This is a genomic window from Afifella pfennigii DSM 17143 (genome assembly GCF_000688515.1).
GTDB classification, from domain to species: Bacteria; Pseudomonadota; Alphaproteobacteria; order Rhizobiales; family Afifellaceae; genus Afifella; species Afifella pfennigii.
Genome location: NZ_JHZK01000018.1, coordinates 39,561 through 64,698, shown reverse-complemented (window position 1 = coordinate 64,698; position 25,138 = coordinate 39,561). Strand labels below are relative to the sequence as shown.

General features: G+C 66.6%; 21 protein-coding genes and 1 tRNA gene. 8 read left to right on the top strand and 14 right to left on the bottom strand.

Going from position 1 to position 25,138, the window contains the following annotated elements:
* The first annotated feature begins 30 nt into the window (after window positions 1–30).
* Window positions 31–2,094, top strand: a complete 2,064-nt coding sequence (locus Q331_RS0113075) for a hypothetical protein (protein WP_026381055.1) — start codon at window positions 31–33, stop codon at window positions 2,092–2,094.
* A 39-nt stretch (window positions 2,095–2,133) separates the two neighbouring features.
* Here Q331_RS0113075 and aspS read toward each other — a convergent pair whose 3' ends face one another.
* Window positions 2,134–4,170, bottom strand: coding sequence for an aspartate--tRNA ligase (aspS, locus tag Q331_RS0113070; RefSeq protein ID WP_026381054.1), 2,037 nt, complete (start codon window positions 4,168–4,170; stop codon window positions 2,134–2,136).
* Window positions 4,171–4,438: 268 nt separating this feature from the next.
* Here aspS and rnd point away from each other — a divergent pair, with 268 nt between their 5' ends.
* Window positions 4,439–5,629 (top strand): ribonuclease D, encoded by a 1,191-nt coding sequence (gene rnd / locus Q331_RS0113065; protein ID WP_034492095.1) that lies wholly within the window; start codon window positions 4,439–4,441, stop codon window positions 5,627–5,629.
* Window positions 5,630–5,645: 16 nt separating this feature from the next.
* Here rnd and Q331_RS0113060 read toward each other — a convergent pair whose 3' ends face one another.
* From Q331_RS0113060 to Q331_RS0113040, 5 genes are all read right to left on the bottom strand, one after another.
* Complete coding sequence (locus tag Q331_RS0113060) at window positions 5,646–7,211, bottom strand: Ppx/GppA phosphatase family protein (RefSeq protein WP_245615645.1); 1,566 nt, start codon at window positions 7,209–7,211, stop codon at window positions 5,646–5,648.
* Window positions 7,153–9,351, bottom strand: a complete 2,199-nt coding sequence (locus tag Q331_RS0113055) for an RNA degradosome polyphosphate kinase (RefSeq protein ID WP_407637781.1) — start codon at window positions 9,349–9,351, stop codon at window positions 7,153–7,155. Before Q331_RS0113055 ends, Q331_RS0113060 begins: the two co-directional genes overlap by 59 nt.
* 92 nt (window positions 9,352–9,443) lie before the next feature.
* Window positions 9,444–10,127, bottom strand: a complete 684-nt coding sequence (locus Q331_RS0113050) for an HdaA/DnaA family protein (protein ID WP_034492094.1) — start codon at window positions 10,125–10,127, stop codon at window positions 9,444–9,446.
* Window positions 10,128–10,132: 5 nt separating this feature from the next.
* Window positions 10,133–11,230 (bottom strand): AI-2E family transporter, encoded by a 1,098-nt coding sequence (locus Q331_RS21525; RefSeq protein ID WP_051631133.1) that lies wholly within the window; start codon window positions 11,228–11,230, stop codon window positions 10,133–10,135.
* A gap of 31 nt (window positions 11,231–11,261) precedes the next feature.
* Window positions 11,262–11,795, bottom strand: a complete 534-nt coding sequence (locus Q331_RS0113040; protein WP_026381050.1) for a CDP-alcohol phosphatidyltransferase family protein — start codon at window positions 11,793–11,795, stop codon at window positions 11,262–11,264.
* A gap of 87 nt (window positions 11,796–11,882) precedes the next feature.
* Between Q331_RS0113040 and purM the strand changes: the two genes are divergently transcribed.
* Together purM and purN are read left to right on the top strand one after the other, a co-directional pair.
* Complete coding sequence (purM, locus tag Q331_RS0113035; protein WP_156953348.1) at window positions 11,883–12,953, top strand: phosphoribosylformylglycinamidine cyclo-ligase; 1,071 nt, start codon at window positions 11,883–11,885, stop codon at window positions 12,951–12,953.
* A complete protein-coding gene (gene purN / locus Q331_RS0113030; RefSeq protein WP_026381048.1) occupies window positions 12,950–13,606 on the top strand; it encodes a phosphoribosylglycinamide formyltransferase in 657 nt (218 codons plus the stop codon). Before purM ends, purN begins: the two co-directional genes overlap by 4 nt.
* Window positions 13,607–13,653: 47 nt before the next feature.
* Here the strand turns inward: purN and Q331_RS21520 are convergent, their stop codons facing one another.
* Window positions 13,654–15,786 carry a molybdopterin-containing oxidoreductase family protein gene (locus Q331_RS21520; protein WP_034492092.1) on the bottom strand — a complete coding sequence of 711 codons (2,133 nt, stop codon included), beginning with the start codon at window positions 15,784–15,786 and terminating at the stop codon, window positions 13,654–13,656.
* A 70-nt stretch (window positions 15,787–15,856) separates the two neighbouring features.
* The gene (locus Q331_RS0113020) at window positions 15,857–16,972 is read right to left on the bottom strand and encodes a COX15/CtaA family protein (protein ID WP_084175042.1); all 1,116 of its coding nucleotides are present in this window, start codon (window positions 16,970–16,972) and stop codon (window positions 15,857–15,859) included.
* A gap of 126 nt (window positions 16,973–17,098) precedes the next feature.
* On the opposite strand from Q331_RS0113020, the gene Q331_RS0113015 reads away from it, so the two are divergent.
* Window positions 17,099–17,296 carry a DUF2842 domain-containing protein gene (locus Q331_RS0113015; RefSeq protein ID WP_245615643.1) on the top strand — a complete coding sequence of 66 codons (198 nt, stop codon included), beginning with the start codon at window positions 17,099–17,101 and terminating at the stop codon, window positions 17,294–17,296.
* On the opposite strand, the gene Q331_RS21515 is transcribed toward Q331_RS0113015, so the two are convergent.
* On the bottom strand, window positions 17,262–18,335 hold the full coding sequence (locus tag Q331_RS21515; protein ID WP_051631132.1) for a polysaccharide deacetylase family protein: 1,074 nt from the start codon (window positions 18,333–18,335) through the stop codon (window positions 17,262–17,264). The two genes, Q331_RS0113015 and Q331_RS21515, sit on opposite strands and share 35 nt — an antisense overlap.
* Window positions 18,336–18,369: 34 nt before the next feature.
* Entirely contained in the window at window positions 18,370–20,466 is a 2,097-nt protein-coding gene (locus Q331_RS21510; protein ID WP_051631131.1) for a GumC family protein, read from the bottom strand.
* A gap of 159 nt (window positions 20,467–20,625) precedes the next feature.
* On the opposite strand from Q331_RS21510, the gene Q331_RS0113000 reads away from it, so the two are divergent.
* Window positions 20,626–21,183 carry a polysaccharide biosynthesis/export family protein gene (locus Q331_RS0113000; protein WP_034492090.1) on the top strand — a complete coding sequence of 186 codons (558 nt, stop codon included), beginning with the start codon at window positions 20,626–20,628 and terminating at the stop codon, window positions 21,181–21,183.
* A gap of 10 nt (window positions 21,184–21,193) precedes the next feature.
* Here Q331_RS0113000 and Q331_RS0112995 read toward each other — a convergent pair whose 3' ends face one another.
* The 3 genes from Q331_RS0112995 to Q331_RS21505 all read right to left on the bottom strand — a co-directional run bounded on the left by Q331_RS0112995 (window position 21,194) and on the right by Q331_RS21505 (window position 23,303).
* Complete coding sequence (locus tag Q331_RS0112995; RefSeq protein ID WP_084175040.1) at window positions 21,194–21,721, bottom strand: DUF192 domain-containing protein; 528 nt, start codon at window positions 21,719–21,721, stop codon at window positions 21,194–21,196.
* Window positions 21,722–21,804: 83 nt separating this feature from the next.
* Window positions 21,805–22,389, bottom strand: a complete 585-nt coding sequence (locus tag Q331_RS0112990) for a cold-shock protein (RefSeq protein WP_026381043.1) — start codon at window positions 22,387–22,389, stop codon at window positions 21,805–21,807.
* Between the two features lie 134 nt (window positions 22,390–22,523).
* Window positions 22,524–23,303: an SIR2 family NAD-dependent protein deacylase gene (locus tag Q331_RS21505; protein WP_034492089.1), complete on the bottom strand. Its 780-nt coding sequence runs from the start codon at window positions 23,301–23,303 to the stop codon at window positions 22,524–22,526.
* A gap of 32 nt (window positions 23,304–23,335) precedes the next feature.
* On the opposite strand from Q331_RS21505, the gene gloA reads away from it, so the two are divergent.
* Window positions 23,336–23,776 carry a lactoylglutathione lyase gene (gene gloA, locus Q331_RS0112980; protein ID WP_026381042.1) on the top strand — a complete coding sequence of 147 codons (441 nt, stop codon included), beginning with the start codon at window positions 23,336–23,338 and terminating at the stop codon, window positions 23,774–23,776.
* Window positions 23,777–23,941: 165 nt separating this feature from the next.
* Window positions 23,942–24,017 (top strand) — tRNA-Glu (locus Q331_RS0112975).
* A gap of 50 nt (window positions 24,018–24,067) precedes the next feature.
* Here the strand turns inward: Q331_RS0112975 and Q331_RS0112970 are convergent.
* Entirely contained in the window at window positions 24,068–25,138 is a 1,071-nt protein-coding gene (locus Q331_RS0112970) for an AbrB family transcriptional regulator (protein ID WP_026381041.1), read from the bottom strand.

The following is a 25,138-nucleotide window of genomic DNA, read 5'->3' as shown; positions in this document are numbered from 1 at the left end:
TCCAAAGGCGGCCGGACAGAAGGAAACACCATGCACGGCGCGTCCCCTCTGAAGCTGCTTGTCGCCCTGGCCGTCATGGCCCCGGCTCCCGCCCTCGCCGATCCGGCCGGCGAGGCGCTTTTGGAGAGCTTCTTGGAACGCATCGAAGCGCTCCCGGGCTGGAACGCTTCCGCCGCGGCGATCACCTCCGAGGATGAGGAGGTGCTGGCCGCTTCGGTGCGCCTTGAACGCGCCGAACCGGCGCTGACGCTCACACTGGAGAGCCTGCGCCTGGACACGCCGCGAGAGCGGCCGGGCGGCGGCTTTTCGGCGCAAAGCCTTGCCGTGGAAGGCATCGAGCTCGTCACGGAGCGGGCGAGCGTAAGGGCTCCCCAATTCACCGCCGAGCGCATCGCCATCCCCGATCTTGTGGGCATGGCCTTCGACGAGGAGCGGCCGCTGGCCTCGCTCGGCGCGATCTATGGCCGGCTGGCGCAGGGCGAGGTGGAACGCGCCGAGGCTCCCAGAATGGAGGTCGTCGCGCTGGCCGAACAGGGCGGAACGACCCGCGTCACCTATGAGGGGCTGGCGCTGACCGGCTGGGCCAACGGCTCCGTCCTGCGCAGCGAGGCCGGCCCGATCGTCGTTGAACAGGACGGCCCGCAAGAGATGCGCGTGCGGATCGCCTCCGCGCTCGGCGAGGGCATCGACCTTCAAAGTCTCTCTGAGCTCTTCTCCGAGACGCCGCATAACGGGCTCCGTTTTTGGCGGAGCGCGGTGAAGAACCTTTCCTATACGGGCATCAGCGGTAGCGGCGCCGACGGCACCACCTTCTCGCTTGAAGAGATCGCCATGGCCGATCTGGCGGTGCGCCCGCCTGAGACGCCCTTCGTGGGTGCGTTCGACCGTGCCGCGGCCATATCTGACGAGGAGAGAAAGGCGGCGGCCAAGGCGGGCGAGGAAGCGGCCGAGAAAGCGGCCTTGCAGGCCGTCGTTTCGTTCCTGTCATCCGTGAAACTGGGCGACTTCCGCGTTTCCGGCTTGCTGGTGGAGGATTCCGGGCCGGAGGCCGGCTCCGTGCGGCTTGGCGAATTCGCGCTTTCCGATCTGTCGGCGGAGCGTTTTGGCGCGCTCCAGCTCTCCGGCGTTACCTTCGTGCTGCCGGACGGATATTTCGATCTCGGCAGCCTGGAGGTGGGAGAGGTCACCTTTCCCGACATGGCGGCCATTGCCGAGCTCGCCGCGCTTGGACTGCCGGAGGAAGGAATGCCGGCGACCTCCGGCAAGCGGGCGGCCCTGGCCGAGCTCATGCCCAGACTGGCGCCGAAGATGCGCGGTTTTAGCATCGACCGGCTCGCCATCGGCGAATCGGAGGCACGCTCGGTTCAACTGCGCGCCCTCAGCGCAGATCTCGACGGCTATGTCGGCCTGTTCCCGACGGGCGGCACGGCGACCCTCAGCGACCTGGTCGTGCCGGGCGAGCTTCTGCGCTCCGACCCGAAGGCGGCCGCCGTCCTCGACCAGCTCGGCTACGAGGATATCCGCGTCGATCTGAAATCGGTCAGCCGCTGGAGCGAGACCGGCGGCCTGTCGGAAAGCGCCATGGCGCTGGAGGTGGCCGAGGCTGCCGATCTCTCCTTGCACTACACGATGCTCGGCGTCACCGAGGAATGGATGCGCAAGGCGAGCATCGCCAGTCTGTCGCAAAATCAGGATCCGCTCGCCGGGCTTGAATTGCTTGCGCCGCTGGAGCTCCAAGAGGCGACGCTGGCCCTGAGCGACCGCTCCCTCGCCGATCGCGTCTTCGCCTTCATCGCCGCACAGCAGAACCAGCCGACGGCGGCCTTCAAGGAGCAGACGGTGGCGGCCATCCCCTTCCTGCTCACCAACGTCGCCCCGCCGGAGGTCGCCGAGCTCCTGGCCGAGCCGGTGCAGGATTTCCTCTCCGGCCGCGGCGCGCTGGTGGTTCGCGTGAAGCCGCGCGCGCCCCTGCCGGTCGGCGCCCTCCTGGAGGCGGCGCAGGCCGACCCGACCTCGCTGGTCGGGCTTCTCGGCCTTGAGGTGTCGACGACGCCTGAGCCGCCGGTTCCGGCGCTCCTGGAAGAAGCGCGGTAAACCGCCGGAAGCGAGCCGGTGGCGCCGCCCTCCGCCCGGTCAGTCCTGCGGCGCCGTCACGCGGATGGAAAGCTCGCGCAGCTGCTTCGGCGTCACCGCCGACGGCGCCCCCATGAGAAGGTCCTCCGCCTGCTGGTTCATCGGGAAGAGCGTCACCTCGCGCAGGTTCTTGGCGCCGACGATCAGCATCACCATGCGGTCGATGCCGGCCGCCATGCCGCCATGCGGCGGCGCGCCGAACTTCAGCGCCCGCAGCATGCCACCGAAGCGCTCCTCCAGCACCTTCTCGTCGTAGCCGGCGATGGCGAAGGCCTTCTTCATGATTTCCGGCTTGTGGTTACGGATGGCGCCGGAGGCGATCTCGTAGCCGTTGCACACGCAATCGTACTGATAGGCCGGGATGGTCAGCGGATCCTGGCTTTCCAGCGCCTCCAGCCCGCCCTGCGGCATGGAGAAGGGGTTGTGCGAGAAGTCGACGCGCTTTTCCTCCTCGTCCCATTCGTACATCGGAAAATCGACGATCCAGGCGAGCTCGAAGCGCTCCTCGTCGATGAGCCCGAGCTCGGCGCCGACCTTGTCGCGCGCCTTGCCGGCGAAATCGGCGAAGACCTTCGGATCGCCAGCGGCGAAGAAGACCGCATCGCCCTCCTTGAGGCCAAGCTGCTGGCGGATGCGTTCGGTCCTTTCATGACCAATGTTCTTCGCAACCGGTCCCGATGCTTCTTGAGAACCGAAGTACGCTTCCTTCAAGAAATTGGCTTCATCTTCGTTGCCGCTCTCGATCAGCCCATCGATACGCGTCAAAATTTCTCGCGCTTCATCATCAGACACGTTTCTGAGCGTTTCGGCTCGCTCTTGTTCTTTATCCTGGAACGCCATCTGCGCGCGAACGCGCTCCTCCTGATTTCCTGACGTCAGGAACCTAAAGACTGGCGCAAGCTGCTCAAAATAGGAATTCACCGCATTGGCAATAGGGTTTTCCGATGCTTTCTCGCGCCAGAAAATATAGCCAAGCCCCGGCTGGCCTTCCGCCTGCGCCCAGGAATTCATCCGGTCACAGAAGGCTCTCGATCCGCCGCCCGGCGCCGGGATCGCCCAGACCTCCGTCTTCGGCTCGCGCTCGATCATGCCGGCGAAGACCTTGAAGCCGGAGCCGGCGAAATGCGCCGTCACCGCCTGCATGACGATGGGGTTCCTGAGGTCCGGCTTGTCGGTGCCGTATTTGCGCATCGCCTCGGCGAACGGAATGCGGGGAAATTCCTGCGTCACCGGCCGGCCGTTCGCGAAGGCTTCGAAGGCGCCGCGCATCACCGGCTCCATCGCCGCGAAGACGTCGTCCTGGGTGACGAAGCTCATCTCCACGTCGAGCTGATAGAACTCGCCCGGCAGCCGGTCGGCGCGCGGATCCTCGTCGCGAAAGCACGGCGCGATCTGGAAGTAGCGGTCGAAGCCCGCCACCATGATGAGCTGCTTGAACTGCTGCGGCGCCTGCGGCAGGGCGTAGAACTTGCCCGGATGCAGCCGCGAGGGAACGAGGAAGTCGCGCGCCCCTTCCGGCGAGGAGGCCGTCAGGATCGGCGTCTGGAACTCGCTGAACGCCTCGTCGCGCATGAGCTGGCGCAGCTTCTCAATGACGGCCGCGCGCGTCATGATGTTCCTGTGCAGCGTCTCGCGCCGGAGATCAAGGAAGCGATAGCGCAGCCGCGTATCTTCCGGATATTCCGGCTCGCCGAAGACCGGCAGCGGCAGCTCCGGCGCCTCCGACAGGATCTCGATCTCCTCTGCGAAGACCTCGATCTCGCCCGTCGACAGGTGCGCATTGACCGTTTCGGGCGTGCGCGCCTTCACCTTGCCATCGACGCGAATGCACCATTCGGCGCGCAGCGTCTCAGCCGTGGCGAAGGCGGGCGAATCCGGATCGGCGACGATCTGCGTCAGCCCGTAATGATCTCTGAGATCGATGAAGAGGAGACCGCCATGGTCGCGCAGACGGTGGACCCATCCCGAAAGGCGGACGGTTTGGCCGACATCGCCGGCACGCAGCGCGCCGCAATGGTGTGACCGGTAGCGATGCATGGATATCGCTTCTTTCGTTTCATCAAGGCAGGAAATGCGCGGCGGAGAAGCACAGAAGCGCACCGCCCTGTCAAGGCCGCGCGAGGCGGCGCGCCGTGCCATTGCGGTGGATGAAGCGTGCCGCCGCGCTTCGGGCTCGCCCTGGCTTGGTTTATGAAGGCCTGGTGGACACAAGACCGATTCGCCTCCTTCCTCCCCGCTGCCGCGACGGCATTGCTCTTTGGCAGGTAGCGACAGGCGCGTCTTCATCGGCTATAGAGCGCGCCACATGAGCGATCAGACCCATTTCGAGGTCGTGTGCGACAGCGCCAGGCTTGAAGAAATTTGCCGCCGCTTCGCCGATTCGGCCTTCGTTGCCGTCGATACGGAATTCATTCGCGAGACGACCTTCTGGGCGAGGCTATGCCTTATCCAGATGGCGACCCCGGATTTCGCCGTCATCGTCGACCCCCTCGCCGACGACCTCAACCTTGCGCCTTTCTTCGAGCTCTTGCGCAACGAGCGCGTCACCAAGGTCTTCCATGCCGCCCGCCAGGACGTGGAGATCTTCGTCAAGCTGGCTGACACGGTGCCCAAGCCGCTCTTCGACACGCAGGTGGCGGCGATGGTCTGCGGTTATGGCGACCAGATCAGCTACGATCAGCTCGTGCATCGCATCACCGGCGCGCGCATCGACAAGACCTCGCGCTACACCGACTGGCAGCGCCGGCCGCTTTCCGACAAGCAGCTCAACTACGCCATCTCCGACGTGACGCATCTATGCGAGGTCTATCTGTCGCTGAAGGCCAATCTGGAGGAGCAGGGCCGCGTCGACTGGGTGGCGGAGGAGCTTGCCGTCCTCAACGATATCGAGACCTACCGCACCCATCCGGAGAATGCCTGGAAGCGGCTGAAGATGCGCGTGAAGAAGCCGCGCCAGCTCGCCGTCATGCAGAAGGTCGCCGCCTGGCGCGAACAGGAGGCGCAGGCGCGCGACATGCCCCGCCAGCGCATCCTGAAGGACGACGCCATCTACGAGATCGCCCTGCAGCAGCCGCAAAATGGCGAGCAGATGGCGCGGCTTCGCTCCCTGCCGCGCGGCTTTGAGCGCAGCCAGTCGGCGCAGGCGCTGATCGCCGCCGTTGAGGAGGCGCTGGCGATAGATGATGCCGACCTGCCGCGCCTGCCCAAGACGCGGCCGGCGCCTGAGCATGCCAGCGCCGCCGCCGAGCTTCTGAAGGTGCTTCTGAAGATGGTCGCCGAGCGCCATGGCGTGGCGGCGCGTCTGATCGCCACCGTCGACGATTTGGAAAAGCTCGCCGCCGACGATAACGCCGACGTGGCGGCGCTGAAAGGCTGGCGCTTCCAGCTCTTCGGCAAGAAGGCCCTGGCGCTGAAGCGCGGCGAGACGGCCCTTTTCCTCGGCCGCGGCAAGGTGCGCACGGTCAATCTGGAAGATCTGCCGGTCGCCGCCGAGTAGCGGCGCCGCAACCTTTTCAAACCTCCGTCACGATCCGGCTTTCCAGGCCGGCCAGATTGGCAAGCTGGCGCAGACGCTGCTCCAGCCTTCCACCGGCAAGGTCGGCGATGTCGGGCGGCAGGACGAGCTGTAACTCGCTCCCCTCGCGCCGGATGGCCGTGCGCGGCATCACCCCCGGCATGGAGGCCGAGACGAGATAGGCGACGCGGAAGGCGGCGGCGAGCGCGCGCGCCCGCTCCCGGTAGCGCACCGTGACGACCTCGCGCAGGCCCGGCCCGAGCTCGTCGTCGGAAAGGCCGGAATGCCGGTAAAAGACGGACAGGCCGAGATAGGCCCTGCCTGGATGATCGACACCGACGAAGGCGGCGTTGGAGATGATGTTGAGGCTCTGCTCGCCGCGGTAATCGGGATGGGCGCGCCAGCCGATATCGGCGAGAAGGCAGGATGCGGCCCTCAGACGCGCCTCCTCCTCCGTCTCGTCGATGCCGAGCGCCACCATCGCCTCGCCGGTCCAGGGGATCAGCTCCTCGCAATGCGCCGGCGAGCGCGAGCGCAGGAGCGCCAGCTCGCCGGCCGCCGCCAGGAGCGGGTCGCGCGCCTGCTCCTCCGAGGATAGCCGCGAATAAAGGAAGCCTTCGCGCAGGCCGAGCGCGGAGATGACGATGCGCGCCGGCTTGCCCGCCCGCACCAGCTCCGACAGGACGAGACCGCCATAGGACAGGAGCGGCTGGCGCTGCTTGGAGACGACCTCGATGGAATCGATGGAGCCGACCGGCGTTCGGTAGAGGCTCTTCAGGAAATCGCGGCTCTTGTCCACCTCCAGCGTGTAGCCATGCATGACGCGCAGCGGATAGCCGGTCTGGCGCATGTGCAGCTTGGCGATCGAGCGCCAGGTGCCGCCGATGGCGTAGAAGGTGCGCCCTTCGAGCCCCGGCAGGATGTTGGAGGCCTCCAGCGCCTCGCGCGCCAGCTTGCGCGCGGCCTTGATGTCGCCGCCGGCATCTTCGCTGAGGCGCAGCCCGCCGAGCGGAAAGGTCTCGCCCTGCCCAAGGTCCTCGCCCCTGATGTCGGTGACCTCCAGGCTGCCGCCTCCGAGATCGCCGGCGACGCCATCCGGCTTCTGGAAGCCGTCGACGACGCCGAGCGCGGCATAGCGCGCCTCCTCCTCGCCGCTGAGGACGACGACGTCGCAGCCGCAGATGTCGCGCACCTTGGCGATGAAGTCGGCGCCGTTCGTCGCATCGCGCGTCGCCGCCGTGGCGAGCACGGCAAGGTCGACCACCTGCATCTGCCGGGCGAGCGCGGCGAAGCGGCGTAGCGCCGCCAGCGCCTTTTCCATCGCATCGTCCGACAGACGGCCGCTCTTTCCCACGCCGGCGCCGAGCCCGGCCAGGACCTTTTCGTTGAAGAGCGGCGTCGGCGAGCGGGCGAGCCGCTCATAGACGACGAGCCGGACGGAGTTGGAGCCGATATCGACGACGCCGACCGGGCCGTAGCCGCGGATACGGCCGGGGCTCTCCGCCTCAGTTGTCGAGGCGGTCGGTGAAGGCCCTCGGCGAGTCGGACTTAAGAGAGTTCCCACGGCCGGATAGGCTCGCATTGGTCATGAAATAGCGATGGGCGTTGAATCGTTCCTCCCCCTCTTCCGGTACGATCCGACGTGAGGTGCCGTCCGGCAATACAGCCCAGCTCTGCTCGTTGTCTTTCAAATTGGCAACCATGATCTGGTCGAGAATCTGCATATGCACAGTCGGATTGGTGATCGGTACCATCGTCTCCACCCGCCGGTCGAGATTGCGCGGCATCAGATCCGCCGATCCGATATAGACGAGCGCCTCCTCCGAGGGCAGGCCGTAGCCGTTGCCGAAGCACAGAATGCGCGAATGCTCCAAAAAGCGGCCGACGATGGATTTCACCCGGATATTCTCCGACAGATTCGGCAATTCCGGCCTCAGGCAGCAGATGCCGCGAATGACGAGTTCGACCTTCACCCCCGCCTGGCTCGCCCGGTAGAGCGCGTCGATGATTTGCGGATCGACGAGCGAGTTCATCTTCATCCAGATGCGCGCCGGCCTTCCCGCCTGCGCATGGCCGATCTCTGCCTCGATATGCTCCAGGATGCGCGTGCGCAGCGTGTAGGGCGATACCGCCAGGCGCTTCACGTCCTGCGGCGGGGCATAGCCGGTGATGAAGTTAAAGACGCGCGCAACATCGCGGGCGATCGCCGGATTGGCGGTGAAATAGGAAAGGTCGGTATAGATTTTGGCGGTGATCGGGTGATAGTTCCCCGTGCCGATATGCACGTAGGAGACGAGCCCGTTCGGCTCGCGGCGCACCACCTGGCTGAGCTTGGCGTGCGTCTTGAGTTCCACGAAGCCGTAGACGACCTGCGCCCCGGCGCGTTCAAGATCGCGCGCCCAGCGGATATTGGCCTCCTCGTCGAAGCGCGCCTTCAGCTCCACCAGCGCCGTCACCGACTTGCCGGCTTCCGCCGCCTCCGTCAGCGCCTTGATGATCGGGCTGTCGTTGGAGGTGCGGTAGAGCGTCTGCTTGATCGCCATGACGTCCGGGTCGCTCGCCGCCTGGCGGAGGAACTGCACCACCACGTCGAAGGATTCGTAGGGGTGGTGGACGATGATGTCCTTCTGGTGGATGGCGGCGAAGCAGTCGCCGCCATGCTCGCGGATGCGTTCGGGAAAGCGTGGTGTGTAAGGCTCGAATTTCAGGTCCGGTCGGTCGATGCCGACAAGCTGCTCAAGGTCCTTGACGCCGAGAAGGCCCGGAATGACGTAGACCTCGTCGCTGTCGACCGGCAGCGCCTGCTGCACCACGGTGCGCAGGTCCTCCGGCATGGATTCTTCCACCTCCAGCCGGATGACGACGCCACGGCGGCGGCGCTTCAGCGCCCGCTCGAACAGCCGCGCCAAATCCTCCGCCTCTTCCTCGATCTCGATATCGGAATCGCGGATGACCCTGTAGACGCCCTTCCCGGTCACCTCGTAGCCGGGGAACAGCCGGTCGATGAAAAGACCGACCGTCTCCTCAAGGCTGATGAAGCGCAGCGGCTCGCCGCTTTCGCCCCGCGGCAGGCGCACGAAGCGGTCGATCGTATGCGGCATGCGCACCAGGGCGTGCATGTAGCGGTTCTGCGCCCGATCGCCGAGCGACAGCGCCAGCGTGAAGCCGAGATTGGGAATGAAGGGAAAGGGATGCGCCGGATCGATGGCAAGCGGCGTCAACACCGGGAAGACCGTCTGCATGAAGTGCTCGGCGAGCCATTCCCTATCTCCGGCCGTCACCTCCTTGCCGGTAACGATGGCGATGCCTTCCTTGGCGAGCAGCTCTTGCAGGACGAGCCATTGATGCTGCTGGGCGGCGACGAGTTCGTCGACCTTGCGGTCGATCTCGGCAAGCTGCTCGCTCGGCGTCAGCCCGTCGGCGCTCAAGGTGGCGATCTTCTCCCGCTCCTGACCTTTCAGACCGGCGACGCGGACCATGAAGAACTCGTCGAGATTGGAGCCGGAGATGGACAGGAAGCGCAGCCGCTCCAGCAGCGGATGGCCGGGAATTTCCGACTCCTCCAGCACGCGCCGGTTGAATTCCAGCCAGGAGATCTCCCGGTTGATGAACCGCTTGGGGCTTGAGAGGAGGTCGCTATCGGGTTCCGCCGGCCGCGCCTCGTCGGCCTCGGTCAGGTCGGGGGCGGTCTGCATGTCTTCCATGGCCTCTCTCGGGGAGCTTGTTCCGCTTCGACCTCTAGATGTGGGAGGTAAAGCGTAACATTTCCATGACAGGACCGAAAGGAAGGGCCGGCTCAGAGCTCCTCTTGCTGGCTTTCCGGCTGGTCGGAAAGCACCCGCGCGGCGAGCGGCCGCGTGATCCGGCGCCCTTCCGAGAGCGCCGCCTCGTCGATAGCGGCGACGAGCGCCTGCGCGGCGCTCAAGGAGCGCTCCATGCGCACCAGGATGTAGTCGACGACCGCCCGCTCCACCTCAAGCTGGCGATCGGCGAAGAGCTTGACGAGCACCTGGCGCAGGAGCTCCTCGTCGGGCTCGCCGAGACCGACCGGCACGGCAAGCCGCAGCCTGGAGACCGTGTCCTTCAGCGTCAGTCTCCAGTCGGCGAGCGGGCTGCGAGAGGTTATCAGCACAAAGAAGCCTTCCTCGCGCGCCCGGTTGATGAGGTGAAAGAGCTCGCGTTCCGGCACCGCTTCGGCGGCGACATTCTCCACGCCGAGATTGCCGCCGACCGCCACGCCCTGCCCGCCGAGATCGCCGGCCCCAACCAGCCTCGCATCGGCCGCTTCCGCCCACAGCCGGGCAAGATGGGTCTTGCCGGAGCCGGGCGGGCCGCAGAGGAGCATCACCGGCGCCGACCATTGCGGCCAGGACAGGACGAGTTCGGCAGCCTCCCTATTGGCATCGCCGATGAGGTAGCTGTCGCGGTCGTAGGCGGGCGGATGAGAAAGCGGGATCGGGATCTGTCGGCCCCGTTGCATAACGCTCACATCCCCTCGCCCGGCGGTCCCATCGGCGGCGGCACCGGCGGATCGCCGCTACCGCGATAGATGCGGCTCTGGCGATAGCGCTCCAGGCCGAAGCGCACCAACACGCCGAGCGCCGCCGTCAGTGGCACCGCGATGAGGAGCCCGACGAAGCCGAACAGCGCGCCGAAGGCGAAGAGCGCGAACATCAACCAGACCGGATGCACGCCAACCGAATGGCCGACGATGCGCGGCTGCAGGAAATTGCCCTCCACCACCTGGCCGGTGACGAAGATGCCGGCGACGACGACGACCCACGGCCATTCCGGCCAGAACTGCACCAGCGCCACCCCGACGGCGAGGAGGAAGCCGACCATGGAGCCGATATAGGGGATGAAGTTGATGAGCCCGGCAACGACGCCGATGAGGAGGCCGAAATTCAGCCCCACGACCGTCAGCGCCATGACGTAGAAGCCGCCGAGCAAGAGGCACACCATCCCCTGCCCGCGCAAAAAGCCGGAAAGCGCCTCGTCGATATCGTGGCCGAGGCGACGGATCGTGTCGGCATGGTCGCGCGGCAGGTAGCTGTCGATGCGCGCCACCATCCTGTCCCAGTCGTAGAGCAGATAGAAGGCGACGACGGGGGTGACGATGAACAGGCTGATGAAGCTGATCACCGCCTGGCCGCCGGCCAGAAGCGAGGTAAGCAGCCCGCCGAGCCAGCTGGCTCCGTTGCTCAGCAGCGGCTCCAAGTCGAAGCCTTCGGTCGTCGGCAGGTAGCGCGCCAGCGGCGAGGTGACGATTTCTCCGATCAGGCTGCGCAGCCGAGTGATCAAGCTCGGGAGACGCTCAGCGAAATCGGCCGCCTGGCCGATGAGCACCGGAATGACGGCGACGATAAGAACCACGAAGACGAGCAGCGCCAGAAACAGGATCGTCAGCGTCGCCCATAGCCGGCTCATGCCGAGTTTTTCGAAACGGTCGGCAACCGGATCGAGGAAATAGGCGAGCGCCATGCCGATGAGAAACGGCAACAGGATGCCGGAAAACAGCCACAGGAAAAGGATAAGCGCGGCGAGGGCCGCCAGCCAGAAGGTCGCCTGACGCTGCGCCGTCATGGCGCCGCCCCGCCGCTCACCGTGTTATTGCTCATTCGCTTGCCATGTGCCGCAACCACTCCGCGAGATAGGCACCGGCGGAGCCGACGGTCAAGCCGGCCGTGGCGATGATCATCGGCCAGATCGCCGGCTCCATGGCCGCGATTCCGGCCCGCTCGCCCAGAACCAGCGCCAGGAGCACGATTTGCGCCGCCGTGTTGAACTTCGACACCCAGAGCGGGCGCATCTCGATGGGATTGGAGAGCATCCAGGCGAGGATCACCCCGCCGACGATGAGGATATCGCGCGACACCACCGCGATGATGAGCCAGGGCGGCAGCGCGCCCTTGAAGCCCAGAACGATGAACAGCGAGACCAGCAACGCCTTGTCGGCGATCGGATCGAGATAGGCGCCGAGATCGGAGGAGGCGCCGAAGCGCTTGGCGATCAGGCCGTCGACGCTGTCGCTGATGCCGGCGAGGACGAAAACCGCCGTCGCGCCGGCCCATTGCTCGCCGACGATAAGCCAGACGATCAGCGGGACCGAGAGGAGCCGTGCTATCGTAATGAAATTCGGCAGGGTCACGAAAAGCTCGGGATAGATGGGGCGGGAGCCGTCACCGGACGGCCTGCCCGCTTGCAAATTCTGCCCGTCGCCCTTACCCGCTTTCGCATCATGGGGGAAGACGGCAACACGCTCAGCTACCGCCAGGCCGGCGTCGATATCGACGCGGGGGCCGAGCTCGTGGAACGGATCAAGCCCTTGGCGGGCACCACGACGCGGCGTGGCGTCATGGGCGGGCTCGGCGGCTTCGGCGCCCTCTTCGATCTCAAGCAGGCGGGCTACCAGGACCCGGTTCTGGTCGCCGCCACCGATGGCGTCGGCACCAAGCTGAAGCTCGCCATTGAGACCGGCCGCCATGCCACCGTCGGCATCGATCTCGTCGCCATGTGCGTCAACGATCTCATCGTGCAGGGTGCGGAACCGCTCTTCTTTCTCGACTATTTCGCCACCGGCCGTCTGGCCGTCGACGATGCCGCCGCCATCGTCTCCGGCATCGCCGAGGGCTGCCGGAAGGCCGGCGCCGCCTTGATCGGCGGCGAGACGGCCGAGCTGCCTGGGCTCTACGCGCACAAGGATTACGATCTCGCCGGCTTCGCCGTCGGCGCCGTGGAGCGCGAAAAGATCCTGCCGCGGCAGGTCGCTCCCGGCGACGTGCTTCTCGGCCTTGCCTCCAGCGGCGTGCATTCCAACGGCTTTTCGCTGGTACGGCGCGTCGCCGAGCGCGCCGGGCTCGGCTGGGACGATCCGGCACCCTTCGCGCCGGGGCTCAGCCTCGGCGAAGCGCTCCTTGAGCCGACCCGCATCTATGTCCGCCCGCTCCTCGCCGAGATCGGCAAGAGCGATACCATCAAGGCGCTCGCCCATATCACCGGGGGCGGCCTGCCGGAGAACCTGCCGCGCATCCTGCCGGCCGATTGCGCCGCGCGCCTCGACCTTGCCGCCATTGCCGCGCCGCCGGTCTTCGCCTGGCTCGCCTCTTCCGGCCCGGTCGCGGAGGCGGAGATGCTGCGTACCTTCAATTGCGGCATCGGCATGGTGCTGGTCGTCGCCGAGGCGGCGGCAGACGACGTCGCGCGGAGCCTGACTGACGCGGGCGAGAGCGTCTGCCGCCTCGGCCGTGTGGAGCCGCGCTCCGGCCCCGCCATTGACTTCGACAACACCTTGAAGCTGGCAACGTGAAGACGGCCATCCTCATCTCTGGGCGCGGCAGCAATATGCGTGCCTTGGTGGAAGCGGCGAAAGCCCCCGGCTTCCCGGCCGAGATCGTCCTGGTTCTTGCCAACCGCGCCGACGCCGCCGGGCTGGAATTCGCCCGCGAGGCTGGGCTTGCCACCGCCGTCGTCCCCCGTCGCGACCACGAGGACGATGCGAGCTTCGAGGCCGCGATCCAGGCGGAGCTGGAAAAGGCCGGCACCGAGCTCGTCTGTCTCGCCGGCTTCATGCGCATCCTTTCGGCCTCCTTCGTGGAGACCTGGCGCGACCGTCTCATCAACATCCATCCCTCGCTCCTGCCCGCCTTCCGGGGGCTGAGGACGCATGAGCGGGCGCTCGCCGCCGGCGTGCGGCTCGCCGGCGCCACGGTGCATTACGTCCGCGCGGAAATGGATGACGGGCCGGTCATCATCCAGGGCGCCGTTCCGGTTCTTGCCGGCGACGATGCAAAGACCCTGGCGCAGCGCGTGCTCGCCATGGAGCACCGCATCTATCCGCAGGCGCTCGCCTGGGTGGCCGGACGCAAGGCGCGCGTCGTCGGCGAGAAAGTCATCCTGGAAGGCGCCGGCGAAGACAAAAACGCCTTCCTGATCAATCCGCCGAGCCTGCCAAAAAGCTGAATCAAAACGTGAACGAGCGACCCTAATCCGTTCTATCCACGTCGTTTCTATCCTGCCACGGAATCGGGATCGCCGGCCCCACCGGCACGGCTGAGCCGCACCGCATTGTCGTGAAAGGCCGCGCCGCCATGCGGCGCGGCGCTATCGGCCCCGGTCAGGACATTGATGCCAAGCCCGCCGCAATGCGCCTTGTTCGGCCAGATGCCTTCCGCCACCACGACCCCCGGCCGCACCGCCTCCGACACCCGAACATGGAGAAAGGTGGCCCCGCGCCGGCTTTCCAGCCGCGCGATATCGCCAGCGGCAAGGCCGAGCTCGGCGGCGTCCGCGGGATGCACCATCACCTCAGGCCGCCCCTCTTTCTGCCGCCCTGTCGGCGTCTCGGAGAAGGTGGAGTTGAGGAAGGAGCGTGCCGGCGACGTAACGAGACGAAGCGGATAGGCCTCGTCCGCCGCCTCGATCGCGGTCCAATGGTCCGGAAATTCCGGCATCTGCGCGTAAGGCCCGATGGCGCGGGCATCCGCCGGTCGGTTCGGCGCGGCAAGGTCCGCCCAATCAGGCGAAAAACGGTATTTGCCGTCCGGCCAGGCAAAACCGTCCAGATAATGCGCTTCCTCAAAGGGCGGCTGGCAATCGATCCAGCGCTCGCGCTCCAGCCGGGCAAGGTCGCCCCAGCCGGAGGCCTTGAGGAGATGGTCGATATGCTCGCGCGCGCTCATGGCAAAGCCCGGATGTTCCGCCCCGAGGCGCTCGGCGAGACCACAGATCACCGCGTGATTGGAAAGACAATCCCCTGGCGGTTCGACCAGCTTCGGCCCGAAGAGGATGTGCTGATGGCCGCCGCCCTTGTAGACGTCGTCATGCTCCAGAAACATCGTCGCCGGCAGGACGATATCGGCCATCTCGGCCGTTTCCGTCATGAACTGCTCGTGGACGGCGAGAAAAAGGTCTTCCCGGGCGAGCCCTTCCGCGACGCACGCCTGGTCCGGGGCGACGTTGGCCGGATTGGTGTTCTGCACCAGCATCGCCGTCACCGGCGGTCCGCCCTTCAGATCGGCCGCCTCGCCGGTGAGCACGGCGCCGATGCGCGACTGGTCGAGCATGCGCACCGAGGCATCGCGGCGATCGAGGCCGGCGATCATGGTGTTGTCGAGCCGGAAGATGCCGCTGTTGCTGTGGAAGGCGCCGCCCCCTTCGTGCCGCCAGGCGCCGGTGACGGTGGCGATGGAAGCGGCCGCATGCATGGCGACGGCGCCGTTGCGGCTGCGCGTGAAGCCGTAGCCGAGACGCAGAAACGTCCTTGGTGTCGTCCCGATCCAGCCCGCGAGGGTCTCTATCTCCTCCACCGTGAGACCGGTGATCGCGGCCGCCCATTCCGGCGTCCTGGTTTCGAGATGGCGGGCGAAATCTCGCGGCCGGTCGGAGAAGCAGGAAAGGTATTCCAGGTCCGCATGGCCGTCGCGAAAGAGGATATGCATGACGGCGCAGGCGAGCGCCGCATCCGTGCCCGGCCGCAGGCAGAGCGCCAGATCCGCCTGGCGCATCGTGGCGTTGTCGTAGACATCGACGACCACGATCCTGGCGCCGCGTTGCTTGCGGGCGGTGGTGGCGTGGGTCATCACGTTGACCTGCGTCACCACGGCGTTGGTGCCCCAGATGACGATGAGGTCGGATTTGGCCATCTCGCGCGGGTCCGGGCCGGCGAGCCTGCCCGTGCCGGCGATGTAGCCCGTCCAGGCCAGATTGGTGCAGATGGAATCGAACTGGCCGCTATAGCGCTTCACGTGCCGAAGGCGGTGGATGCCGTCGCGCTGAACGAGGCCCATCGTGCCGGCGTAGAAATACGGCCATACAGTCTGCGGCCCGTAGCGTGCCTCCGCGCGCAGGAAGGCCTCGGCGATCTCATCGAGCGCCGCCTTGGCGGAAATCTCCTGAAAGCTGCCCTCGCCCTTGCCGCCCTTGCGCTTCAGCGCCTTGGTGAGACGCTCTGGATGGGCGAGCCGCTCCGCGTAGCGGGCGACCTTGGCGCAGATGACGCCGGCCGTGTAACTGTTCTCCGCGCTGCCGCGCAGCCGCCCCACGCCGCCATCGGCAAGAAGCTCCACGTCGAGCGCGCAGGTGGAGGGGCAATCATGCGGGCAGGCCGAATAGCCGGTCCTGACCGGCGCCATCTCGTTCATGGAGAACCTCCGGCCGCGAGACTTGCGCGCTCCTTGGAGCGGGTCAAGCCTGCTCGCCCCGAGGCAAGCTTCACATCGCCGGCCGCGCCGCGTGGCGCACCAAAAGGCCGAAGAGGATGAGCGCCACCGCCTGATGGGCGAGCGCCACCGGCCAGGGCACTGCAAGAAGGAGTGTCGCGACGCCGAGCCCGACCTGCACCAGGACGAGAGCGAGGATTGTCGCGATCTCGGCGCTCATCCGCCCGGCGAGCCCGCGCCACAGCGCGTAGAGGAGAACGAGCGCCGCCAGCGCATAGCCGCCGATACGATGGTTGAACTGCACCATGGTGATGTTGTCGGTGAAATTGTGCCAGGCCGGCTGCATCGCCATCAGGCCGGCCGGAACCAGCCGTCCATCCATCAAAGGCCAGGTGTTGTAGGTCATCCCCGCATCGTGGCCGGCGACGAGCCCACCGAGCGTGATCTGCATCAGCGCGACGATCGCCAGGAGGCTGGCCGCGGCCATGGCCCCCCTGCCCCGCCTTTGCGGCAGCGCCCCGCCGATGCGCGTATGCGTGGCGATGAGGAAGGCAAAGAAGATACTCGCCAGGGTCAGATGCAGGGTGAGCTTGACCGGCTCGACGGCGATCATGCCGGGCCTTAGGCCGGAGGCGACCATGATCCACCCGACGAGCCCCTGGAGGGCAAGGAGCAGGCCGCCGCCAAACAGCCAGAGCCCGGTTGCAAGCGAGACACGGCGCGTTGCCGTCACGAAGACCAACCCGACGAGGTAGACGAGGCCGATGAAGCGGCCGAGTTGGCGGTGGCCCCATTCCCACCAATAGATGAACTTGAACTCACCCAGCGACATGCCGCGATTGAGATGCTCGTATTGCGGCGTCGTGCGGTAGAGCGCGAACTCCTCCTGCCAGACCTCTTGCGACATCGGCGGGACGGCGCCGATCACCGGCTTCCATTCGGTGATGGAAAGGCCGGAGCCGGTGAGCCGGGTCAGGCCGCCGACAATCACGATAAGAAAGACGAGGCTGATAAGGATGACGAGCCACAGCCGAACGCCTGCGGAGCCGCGCAAGAAGCCGGCCGGCCGCACCGTGGCACCGGAGCTGCCAAGGCTCGCCTCCTCGAAGGGCAGCAGGCTGTCGGCGGCGGGATCGGGTGCGGTGGTGGCGGTGGGAACGGGAAACATGGGAACCCCTCCTGCCCCGCGGGCGGCGCCAAGGCAAGCCGTGCCCGCCGTTACGCGACAGCGAGCCGCGAGACAAGGCATTGCATCGCAGGCCCGCTGCCGGTAGCTCGAGGCATGCAACAGCGCATGCGCAAATTCGTCGGCTCGCTCGTCCTCTTCGCCTGGGTGGTGTTCTACAGCCTGACGGCGATGACGGTGGCCGCCGCCAAGCTGCCCGGCACCTCCGGCGTGACGCAGCTCGCCTTCTACGCCGTGGCCGGGCTCGCCTGGGTGCTGCCGGCCATGGCCATCATCTGGTGGATGTCACGGCCCGACCGGCGCTGAAGCCGCCAAGGACCCTCCTGGCGCCGCGCCCCAGCCGCCACAGGCCCGGACTGGTCAGAACCTCCTGCAGGCTGAGCTCCTGATAGAGCCCGTTCACCGAAAGGCGCGGCAGGAAATGCGGGTTGTCGCCGAGATCGATGGTGCCCGGCCGGGTGGTGAAGGCGGCACGAAAGCCAGCCTGGCCCGCAAGCTCGGCCTCGCGCGGGCCGGCAGCCGCGGCATAGCCATAGGGAAAGGCGATGAGATCCGGCCGCCGGCCGAGCTCCGCCTCGATGCGCTGCGCGCCGCGCGCCATCGCCGCGCCCGCCTCCTCCGCCGAAAGGCGGGCCAGCGCCTGGTGGCCGTCCGTATGCGCGCCGATGCCCGCAAGCGGCTCGCGGGCGAGCAGGCGCAGTTCGTCCCAATCCATGACCAGCTCGCGCGTCAGGCCTTCAAGGTCGAAATCGGCCGCCTTAGCCAGCGCGGCGACGATTTCAGGCTGGCGCTGTTCCTCGACGTCTTCCGTCAGATAGCGCCGCCAGGCGGCGAAGGCGTGCTGCTTCTCCGAAACGCTGCGCGTGGCAAGGGCGGGTCCGCCCGCTCCGGCGATGGCCTCGCGGCCGGCGATGATTCTCTCCAGCGCCTCCCACCACAGCGCCGCCTTGCGGTCGCAGAAGCCGGAGCAGACGAAGATGGTGAACGGCGCGCCGTGCCGCCGGAACACCGGCAGGGCCTCGGTGAAATTGTTGCGATAGCCGTCGTCGAGCGTGATCGCGACATCGTTCGATGCCGACCTTCCAGCCGACAGATTGTCGACGATCCGCGCAAGCGGCACGAACCGCCTGCCCCGCTCCTTCAGGCGCGTCAGAAGCGCGTCGAGAAAGCTTGGCGCCACGGCGAGGCCGGCATTGGGCGCGAAGGCGCCGGCCGGTTCCGCCCGCACATGATGCAAGGTCAGCACCATCCCTGCGCTCTCGGAGCCATGGCGCAGAAGGCGCGGCGCTCCCACCGCGGCGAGAGCCTCCAGTGTGAGACGAATCCCGGTATGGCGCAGGCTCACCGCCCTTCCCTTCCTGCTGCGAGCGCCGCGAAAGCTACGCCGCTTGCTCGGTGTCTTCCGGCTCCTCCGCCTGCTCTTCAGCTTCCGGCGGCGCTTCGCGCTGCAGCACCAGTGCGGAGCGGGCGCCGGCATCCAAGGCTTGGCGATGCAGGGAACGGCGCGCCTCAGGATCGGCATCGGCCGCGCAGACGACCATGGCCAGGTCCGGGCTGATATAGTCGACGGGCCAGTCCTCGAAGCGATTGGCGACGATCACCACCCGGTCATAGGTGTAGCTGAGCGCGCCGATGACGAGCGTCAGCCGCTGCAGTGGCGGGTCCTGCGCCATGGAACCGAGCGGGATGAAATGCACGCGGCTGTCGCCGTCCAGACGGATGGCGTCGCCGAAGGGCGCCTCGCCGGAGAGAAGATCGCCGAGACCGGGCCCCCCATCCTGCTGCAGCGGCTCCGAGGGCTCCACGCCGATATCCATGACGACGAGGCGCAGCCCGTGTTCGCGGGCCACCAGGCGGCTGGCGCCGAGTGCGACTTCCCCGGCGAAGGCACCGCCATTGCCGGCGAAAAGCACGGTCTTCAAGCCGGCGGTCGCCATCAGCTCGGCGAGATCGGCCATGCCCGGCATCTCCCGCGCCGCATCGAGGCTCGGCGTGCCGCCACTGGGCATCGCACCGAGCTGAAGGAGGGGCTCCGGCTTCACCTCTCCCGGCTGCGGCAGGGCCTCGCCCTCCAGCTGGCGATAGGCGCGGCCGGTGGCGAATTCGCGGATGATGATGAAGGCCATGGCGATGAACAGCGCCCCGGCCATCGCCGCCAGGGTGAGCATGCCCTTCTTCGGCCAGGATGGATTACGCGGCGCGATAGCGCGCGAAATGATGCGCGCATCCGGCGGCAGATAGTTCGATTCGGTGCGTGCGGCCGCCTCCCGGTAGCGCGCCAGGAAGCTTTCCAGGAGGTCGCGCTGCGCCGCCGCCTCGCGCTCCAGGGCTCTGAGGCGAATGCTCTTTTCGTTGGAGCTGGCGACCGCGGCCTTGGCCTCGTTGAGGCGCTCCTGCAGTGATTCCACCCGTGCGCCGGCAACCCGTGAAGCCGTCTCCAGCGATTGCAGGATCTTCTGCACCTCCGCCCGCACTTGGCCGTCCAAATCGGCAAGCTGGCTGCGCAGCGCCTGCAGCCGCGGATGTCCGGGCAAAAGGCTGGTGGAGAGATCGGCGATCTGCGCCCTCAGCGCCACCTGCCGCTCGCGCAGGCGTTGGATGAGCTGCGAGTTCAGCACCTCCTCGGCGGAATCGAAGGAGCCGCCCTCGTCAAGCAGCGAGCGCAACAGGCGGGCGCGGGACTGGGCCTCCGATTGCGCCGCCTTGGCGCGGGCAAGCTCGGCATTGAGATCGCCGAGCTGCTGCGTCTGCAGGTTCGTCTCGTCCTCGCCGGGATTGTTGAGATCGAAGAGCTCGGAGCCGGCGCGATACTCCGCCACCGCCGTTTCGGCCTCCGCGACCCGCTCGCGCAGCCGGGCGATCTCCGTCTCCAGCCATTGCGTCGCGGCGGAGGTCGATTCCAGCTTCGCCTCGCTTTGCAGATTGACGAAGGCTTCGGCGACGGCGTTGGTGATGTCGGCCGCCAGCTTCGGGTCCTCGGAGGTGAACTCCACGACGATGACGCGCGACTTCGCCACGGGATAGACCGACAGCCGGTCGTAATAGGTCTCCAGCACCCGCGCGCGGATCGTCTCCTCGGCCGGGCTCTCGCGCAGCCCCATGGCAATCAGGATCGTGTCGAGCAGCGAGGTATCGAGCGCCGGATCGAATTCCGGATTGCGGGTCAGCTCGAAGCGGTCGATCACGGCATTGGCGATCTGGCGCGAGCGCAGCACCTCTACCTGGCTGGTGATGGCCGATTCGTCGAGCTGGACGCTGAGGTTATCGCTGGGCGCGTCGCGCGGCCGTGTGAGAGGCGATTCGCGAGCTTCGATAAGCACTTGCGCGTCGCCCGTATAAAGCGGCGTGGCGCTCGACAAGCCGAGATAGGTGACGATTCCAACGGCGAGCGCGACGATGCCGAGCAGCCAGGCTCTGCGCCATAGCGCCGTGGCGATCGCGGCAACATCCATCTCCATCAGGTGCTCGTCTGACATTACTCGGCGACTCCTCGCATCACGGTGCGCACCATGGGCGATTTATCGTTAGGAGGGCGTTAACGGCACCGCTCTGGGACAGTGCGCATGGAGTTCAATTAGCGGGGAATTAACCATGCGCAGCCATAGTCCGGCGCGTCAGTTTACGGGTATCGCCAGATGAATTTCCTCCGCCTTCTCGTTATCGTCGTGCTGGTCAGCTTGCTTGCCTCGTGCAAGGAAAGGCCGCCGCTCGCGACCGGCACGCCCACGATCGAGGGGCCCTATCGGCTGGATTCCGGCGATCAGCTCAGAATCGTCGTCTTCGGTCAGAACGAGCTCACCAACATCTACACGGTGGATCAGGCCGGCTACATCGCGCTTCCCCTGATCGGCGAAATCGCCACCCGCGGCGCCACCTCCGCGGAACTGGAGAGCAGCATCGAGGCGGCCCTCGCCAGCCGCTTCGTGCGCAACCCGGACGTGACGGTCGAAGTCGCCGCCTATCGGCCCTTCTTCATTCTCGGCGAGGTGAGCAGTCCGGGCCAATATCCCTACGTGCCAGGCATGACGGTGGAGAACGCCGTCGCCGTCGCCGGCGGGTTCACGCCGCGCGCCAATGAGCGTGTCGTGCGGCTGTCGCGCCAGTTGAACGGCGTTCTCTACGAGGGGCGTCTGGCCGTCACCGAGCCGATCCGCGCCGGCGACACCGTCTATGTCAGCGAGCGCCTTTTCTGAGGGCGCTGGCTCACCTCTTCTCGATGGCCGGGCCAAACACCTCCGCCCCCGGCTTGATGCCGAGGCGGGCGGCCGTCCCGCCCGGGATTTCCAGGACGAAGCGCGCCGGCCTGCCGGAGGAGACGGTCGTCTCCGACAGCGGCGTCGTCTGCCGGGCGATGGAACGCACCTTCCGGTCCGCGCCGATGAAGATCATGTCGAGCGACAGATAGGTGTTCTTCATCCACATATTGATTTCGCGCTCGGAGCCGAAATCGAAGAGCATCCCCGCATCGGGAGCCAGTGAGCGGCGATACATCAGCCCGCGCGCACGCTCCGTCGGGGTGACGGCGACCTCGACCTGAAAGACGTGCTCGCCCTCTTCGCCCGCAACCTTGAGCGTCTCGCTCGCTCCCTGCGCTGCGACCGCGGGCGCGGCCAGGATCGTCAGGGCCAGGAACAGCGCCCCCAGGAACTGTACGCCCCGGAACTGTACGCCCCGGAACTGTACGCGAAGGCGCCAAGGCAAGAGCGCAAGCGGTTCAGAAATCGTGTTCATGACAAGCGGAAACCCGGAGGACACGTGCCTCGTCCGCATCCATAGCGGCCAGTGGCCGGCAGCCGCAAGCCCGATCGGGAGACCTAGTGAGACACCGGGATATGGCCGCCCGAATGCGGCCTGATCTCGGCGGCCATCAATCCCTTGTCGCCCTCGCCGTAGCGCACCAGCACCTGCTGGCCGGGTCTCAACTCGGCCATGCCGTAGCGCCGCAGCGTTTCCATATGGACGAAGATGTCCGGACAGCCCTCGCCCTCGCTGACGAAGCCGTAGCCTCTGAGACGGTTGAACCATTTCACCGTAGCGGTAACGAGCGGGCTGGTCGGCTGCACCACGTTGCGTTGCCGGCTCGGCGGCAGCGTCGCCGGATGCGGCGCCTCGCTCTCGTCCATGGAGAGGATGCGCAGCGCCTGCAGGCCCTTCTCGCGCATCAGCACTTCGCAGATGACGCGCGCCCCTTCATAGGCCGCTTGGAAGCCGTCGCGCCGCAGGCAAGTGACATGCAACAGGACATCCGGCATGCCGTTGTCGGGAACGATGAAGCCGTAGCCCTTGGCAACGTCGAACCACTTGATCCGACCGACGATCTCGACCACTTCGGCAGCGCCGTCAGCACCGTCCTCGAGGCTGACTTGATCGCGGATTTCCGTTCCCGGTTTGAAGCCCATACGAGCCACTCCGTCCTGGCCCCGGCATCCCCATTTCACGGATTTTTTGCCGGAAGCGGTCCGCCTGATTCGTGCGCTAGGATAACATCGCGGCCGCCTCACGCCGCAAGCTCTTTGAAAGAAATCCCGTCATTTCAGTGCTCTTGATCTGCAAGATGTGGAAAGATTTGCGCCAGCATGGCGCCGATCTCTCCCTCCAGCGCCAGATCCGCCAGGCCGTGGAGCGGCGTCGCCTCCCGGTTGAGGATGACAAGCCGCGCTCCTGCCCGCTTGGCCACGCGCGGCACGCTGGCCGCCGGTTCCACGAGCAGCGAGGAGCCGAGCACCAGCATGAGGTCGCATTCCTCCGCCAGCCGATAGGCGCGCAGCATCTCCGCCTCCGGCATCGCCTCGCCGAAGGAGACGATGGCGCTTTTGACGAAGCCGCCGCAGGCGCAGCGCGGGCTGCTGCCCTCCCGCGTGATCGCCGCGCGCATTTCCTCAAGCTCGAAGCGCTGCCGGCAGGAAAGGCAATGCGCATAGGTGGCGTTGCCGTGCAGCTCAACCAGCTTGTCCGCCGGCACGCCGGCACGCGCATGCAGCCCGTCGATATTCTGCGTGACGATACCCTGCGCGTGGCCCTCGGCGACGAGATGGGCGAGCGCGCGATGGGCGATGTTCGGTTCCGCCTCGCCATAGACCTCGTTCATGGTGAAGCGGCGCTGCCAGTCCTCCAGCCGCGCCTCTTCGCTCGCCATGAATTTCTGGAAGGTGATCGGCTCCATCCGCGTCCAGATACCGCCGGGGGAGCGAAAGTCCGGAATGCCCGATTCGGTGGAGATACCCGCTCCGGTGAAGGCGACGATGCGCTCCGCCTCGCCGAGCATCCGGCCGAGTCGTTCGATGGTGCCGTTGCCAGGATGAAACGCTGCCATAAGCTTCCCGCTATCTCGTTTCGGAGGATTGCATGAAATACTTGCACACCATGGTGCGCGTCAGCGACGTGGATCAATCGCTGGATTTCTACTGTAACAAGCTTGGCCTCAAAGAGGTCCGGCGCATGGACGACGAAAAGGGACGCTACACCCTCGTCTTCCTCGCCGCCCCGGACGATGCCTCCCGCGCCGAGGCGGAGCGCGCGCCGCTGCTGGAGCTGACCTACAATTGGGATCCGGAGGAATATTCCGGCGGGCGCAATTTCGGCCATCTCGCCTTCGCCACCGACAATATCTACGACACCTGTCAGCGGCTGATGGATGCCGGCGTCACCATCAACCGTCCGCCCCGCGACGGACGCATGGCCTTCATCCGCTCGCCGGACGGCATCTCCATCGAGCTTTTGCAGAAGGGCGAGGCGCTGGCGAAGGCCGAGCCCTGGGCTTCCATGGAAAATACCGGCAGCTGGTGAAGCCCGGCGATTGATGCGCAAGCTGGCGGCAGACCGGCGCCCTCCCCATGTAACCGTTGGCAGAGCGGCGGAAGGCGGCTTTTTCGCGCGGGTCGAAATTTCCCTGCGAAGGGCGCTCCGCGCGGCTTGTTTGCCGCCGGTCACCTGATTATAAGGCGCCGGCACGCGCCCTTCGTCTAGAGGTCCAGGACGCCGCCCTTTCACGGCGGAAACACGGGTTCGATTCCCGTAGGGCGTACCAATCATCCCCTCACATGCTGAACCGGCCCTGGCGGCGCGGGCATCTCGCCCTCACGCGCCAACGCGCAACAGGTTGACGATGCGCTTGGTCAGGGGCAGCGTCAGAAGCACGGAGAGTTGCCGCACGAAGTGGTGCAGCACGACATAGGGCGCGTCCAGACCGAGCGTCAGCGCCATCAGCGAGAGTTCCGTTGCCCCCGCGACAGAAAAGGCGAGAACGATTGTCGCCGGGCTCTGCGCCATGAATTCCGCCAGCGTGAAAGCGATGGCCGTGGAGATGGCGAGCCCCATCACCACAAAGACGAGCCCGTGCCCGACAGCCTTGGCGATTTCGCCGAGCCGCACCCCGCCGAACTGGCAACCTATCGTGGCGCCGAAGACGATCTGCGCGGCGATCACCGCAAGCTGCGGCATGCTGCCGGAAACGAAGCCGGAGCCGTGCGCGATGGCGCTTGCCAGCATCGGACCCATCATCGCGGCCGCGGGCATGTTGATGGCGCGTGCGCCGAGCCAGCCGGCAAGGCCGACGAAAAGAAGAAGGAGAAGGTCTTGCCCGGCGGCAAGGGCAATGGCGGGTGCTTCGGCGACCGCTCCCGGCGCCGGCACCGGCACGAGCCAGGCGAAAGCGAGCGAGAGAATCGATATCGTCGCGGCGATGCGCGCGCTGTGCACGAGCGCGATGCGCTTGGCGTCGGCTTCCAGCGTTTCGCTGATGAGCACGACCTCCGAGAGCCCGCCAGGTAGCGCGCAGAAGACGGCGGTGCGTGGGTCGAAGCCGGCGATGCGCCGGAAATAGAGCGCCCCCGCCACCGTCACCAGCAGCGCCATCGGCACGACCAGGCTGAGGCTGAGCGACCATGCCCAGAGTTGGCTCAGCAGTCCCGGATGGAAGCTGGCGCCGATGGCAAGACCGAGAACCATCGCCATGGGCGGACGGATCGGCCGCGGATTCGTCAGCTTTGCCCCTGCCATGGAGGCGATGAGACAAGCGAACATGGAGCCGAGCATCCAGGCGAGCGGCAGGTCGAGCCAGGCAAGAAGAGCGCCCCCCGCCCCGCCAAGCATCAGCGAGGGTACCAGGCGCGGCAGCCGGGCGAACCAGTCGCGGAGGCGTATCGCCAT

Bases quoted from the DNA above. Each gene is read 5' to 3' on its own strand.
- Q331_RS0113000 (WP_034492090.1), top strand. From the start codon at position 20,626: ATGAATTTCCTCCGCCTTCTCGTTATCGTCGTGCTGGTCAGCTTGCTT.
- Q331_RS0113075 (WP_026381055.1), top strand. From the start codon at position 31: ATGCACGGCGCGTCCCCTCTGAAGCTGCTTGTCGCCCTGGCCGTCATG.
- Q331_RS21525 (WP_051631133.1), bottom strand. From the start codon at position 11,230: ATGACGGCGCAGCGTCAGGCGACCTTCTGGCTGGCGGCCCTCGCCGCG.
- Q331_RS0113050 (WP_034492094.1), bottom strand. From the start codon at position 10,127: ATGCAACGGGGCCGACAGATCCCGATCCCGCTTTCTCATCCGCCCGCC.
- Q331_RS0113055 (WP_407637781.1), bottom strand. From the start codon at position 9,351: ATGGAAGACATGCAGACCGCCCCCGACCTGACCGAGGCCGACGAGGCG.
- Q331_RS0112995 (WP_084175040.1), bottom strand. From the start codon at position 21,721: ATGAACACGATTTCTGAACCGCTTGCGCTCTTGCCTTGGCGCCTTCGC.
- Q331_RS21510 (WP_051631131.1), bottom strand. From the start codon at position 20,466: ATGTCAGACGAGCACCTGATGGAGATGGATGTTGCCGCGATCGCCACG.
- Q331_RS0112970 (WP_026381041.1), bottom strand. From the start codon at position 25,138: ATGGCGATACGCCTCCGCGACTGGTTCGCCCGGCTGCCGCGCCTGGTA.
- Q331_RS0112990 (WP_026381043.1), bottom strand. From the start codon at position 22,389: ATGGGCTTCAAACCGGGAACGGAAATCCGCGATCAAGTCAGCCTCGAG.
- aspS (WP_026381054.1), bottom strand. From the start codon at position 4,170: ATGCATCGCTACCGGTCACACCATTGCGGCGCGCTGCGTGCCGGCGAT.
- Q331_RS21505 (WP_034492089.1), bottom strand. From the start codon at position 23,303: ATGGCAGCGTTTCATCCTGGCAACGGCACCATCGAACGACTCGGCCGG.
- Q331_RS21520 (WP_034492092.1), bottom strand. From the start codon at position 15,786: ATGAACGAGATGGCGCCGGTCAGGACCGGCTATTCGGCCTGCCCGCAT.
- Q331_RS0113020 (WP_084175042.1), bottom strand. From the start codon at position 16,972: ATGTTTCCCGTTCCCACCGCCACCACCGCACCCGATCCCGCCGCCGAC.
- rnd (WP_034492095.1), top strand. From the start codon at position 4,439: ATGAGCGATCAGACCCATTTCGAGGTCGTGTGCGACAGCGCCAGGCTT.
- gloA (WP_026381042.1), top strand. From the start codon at position 23,336: ATGAAATACTTGCACACCATGGTGCGCGTCAGCGACGTGGATCAATCG.
- Q331_RS0113015 (WP_245615643.1), top strand. From the start codon at position 17,099: ATGCGCAAATTCGTCGGCTCGCTCGTCCTCTTCGCCTGGGTGGTGTTC.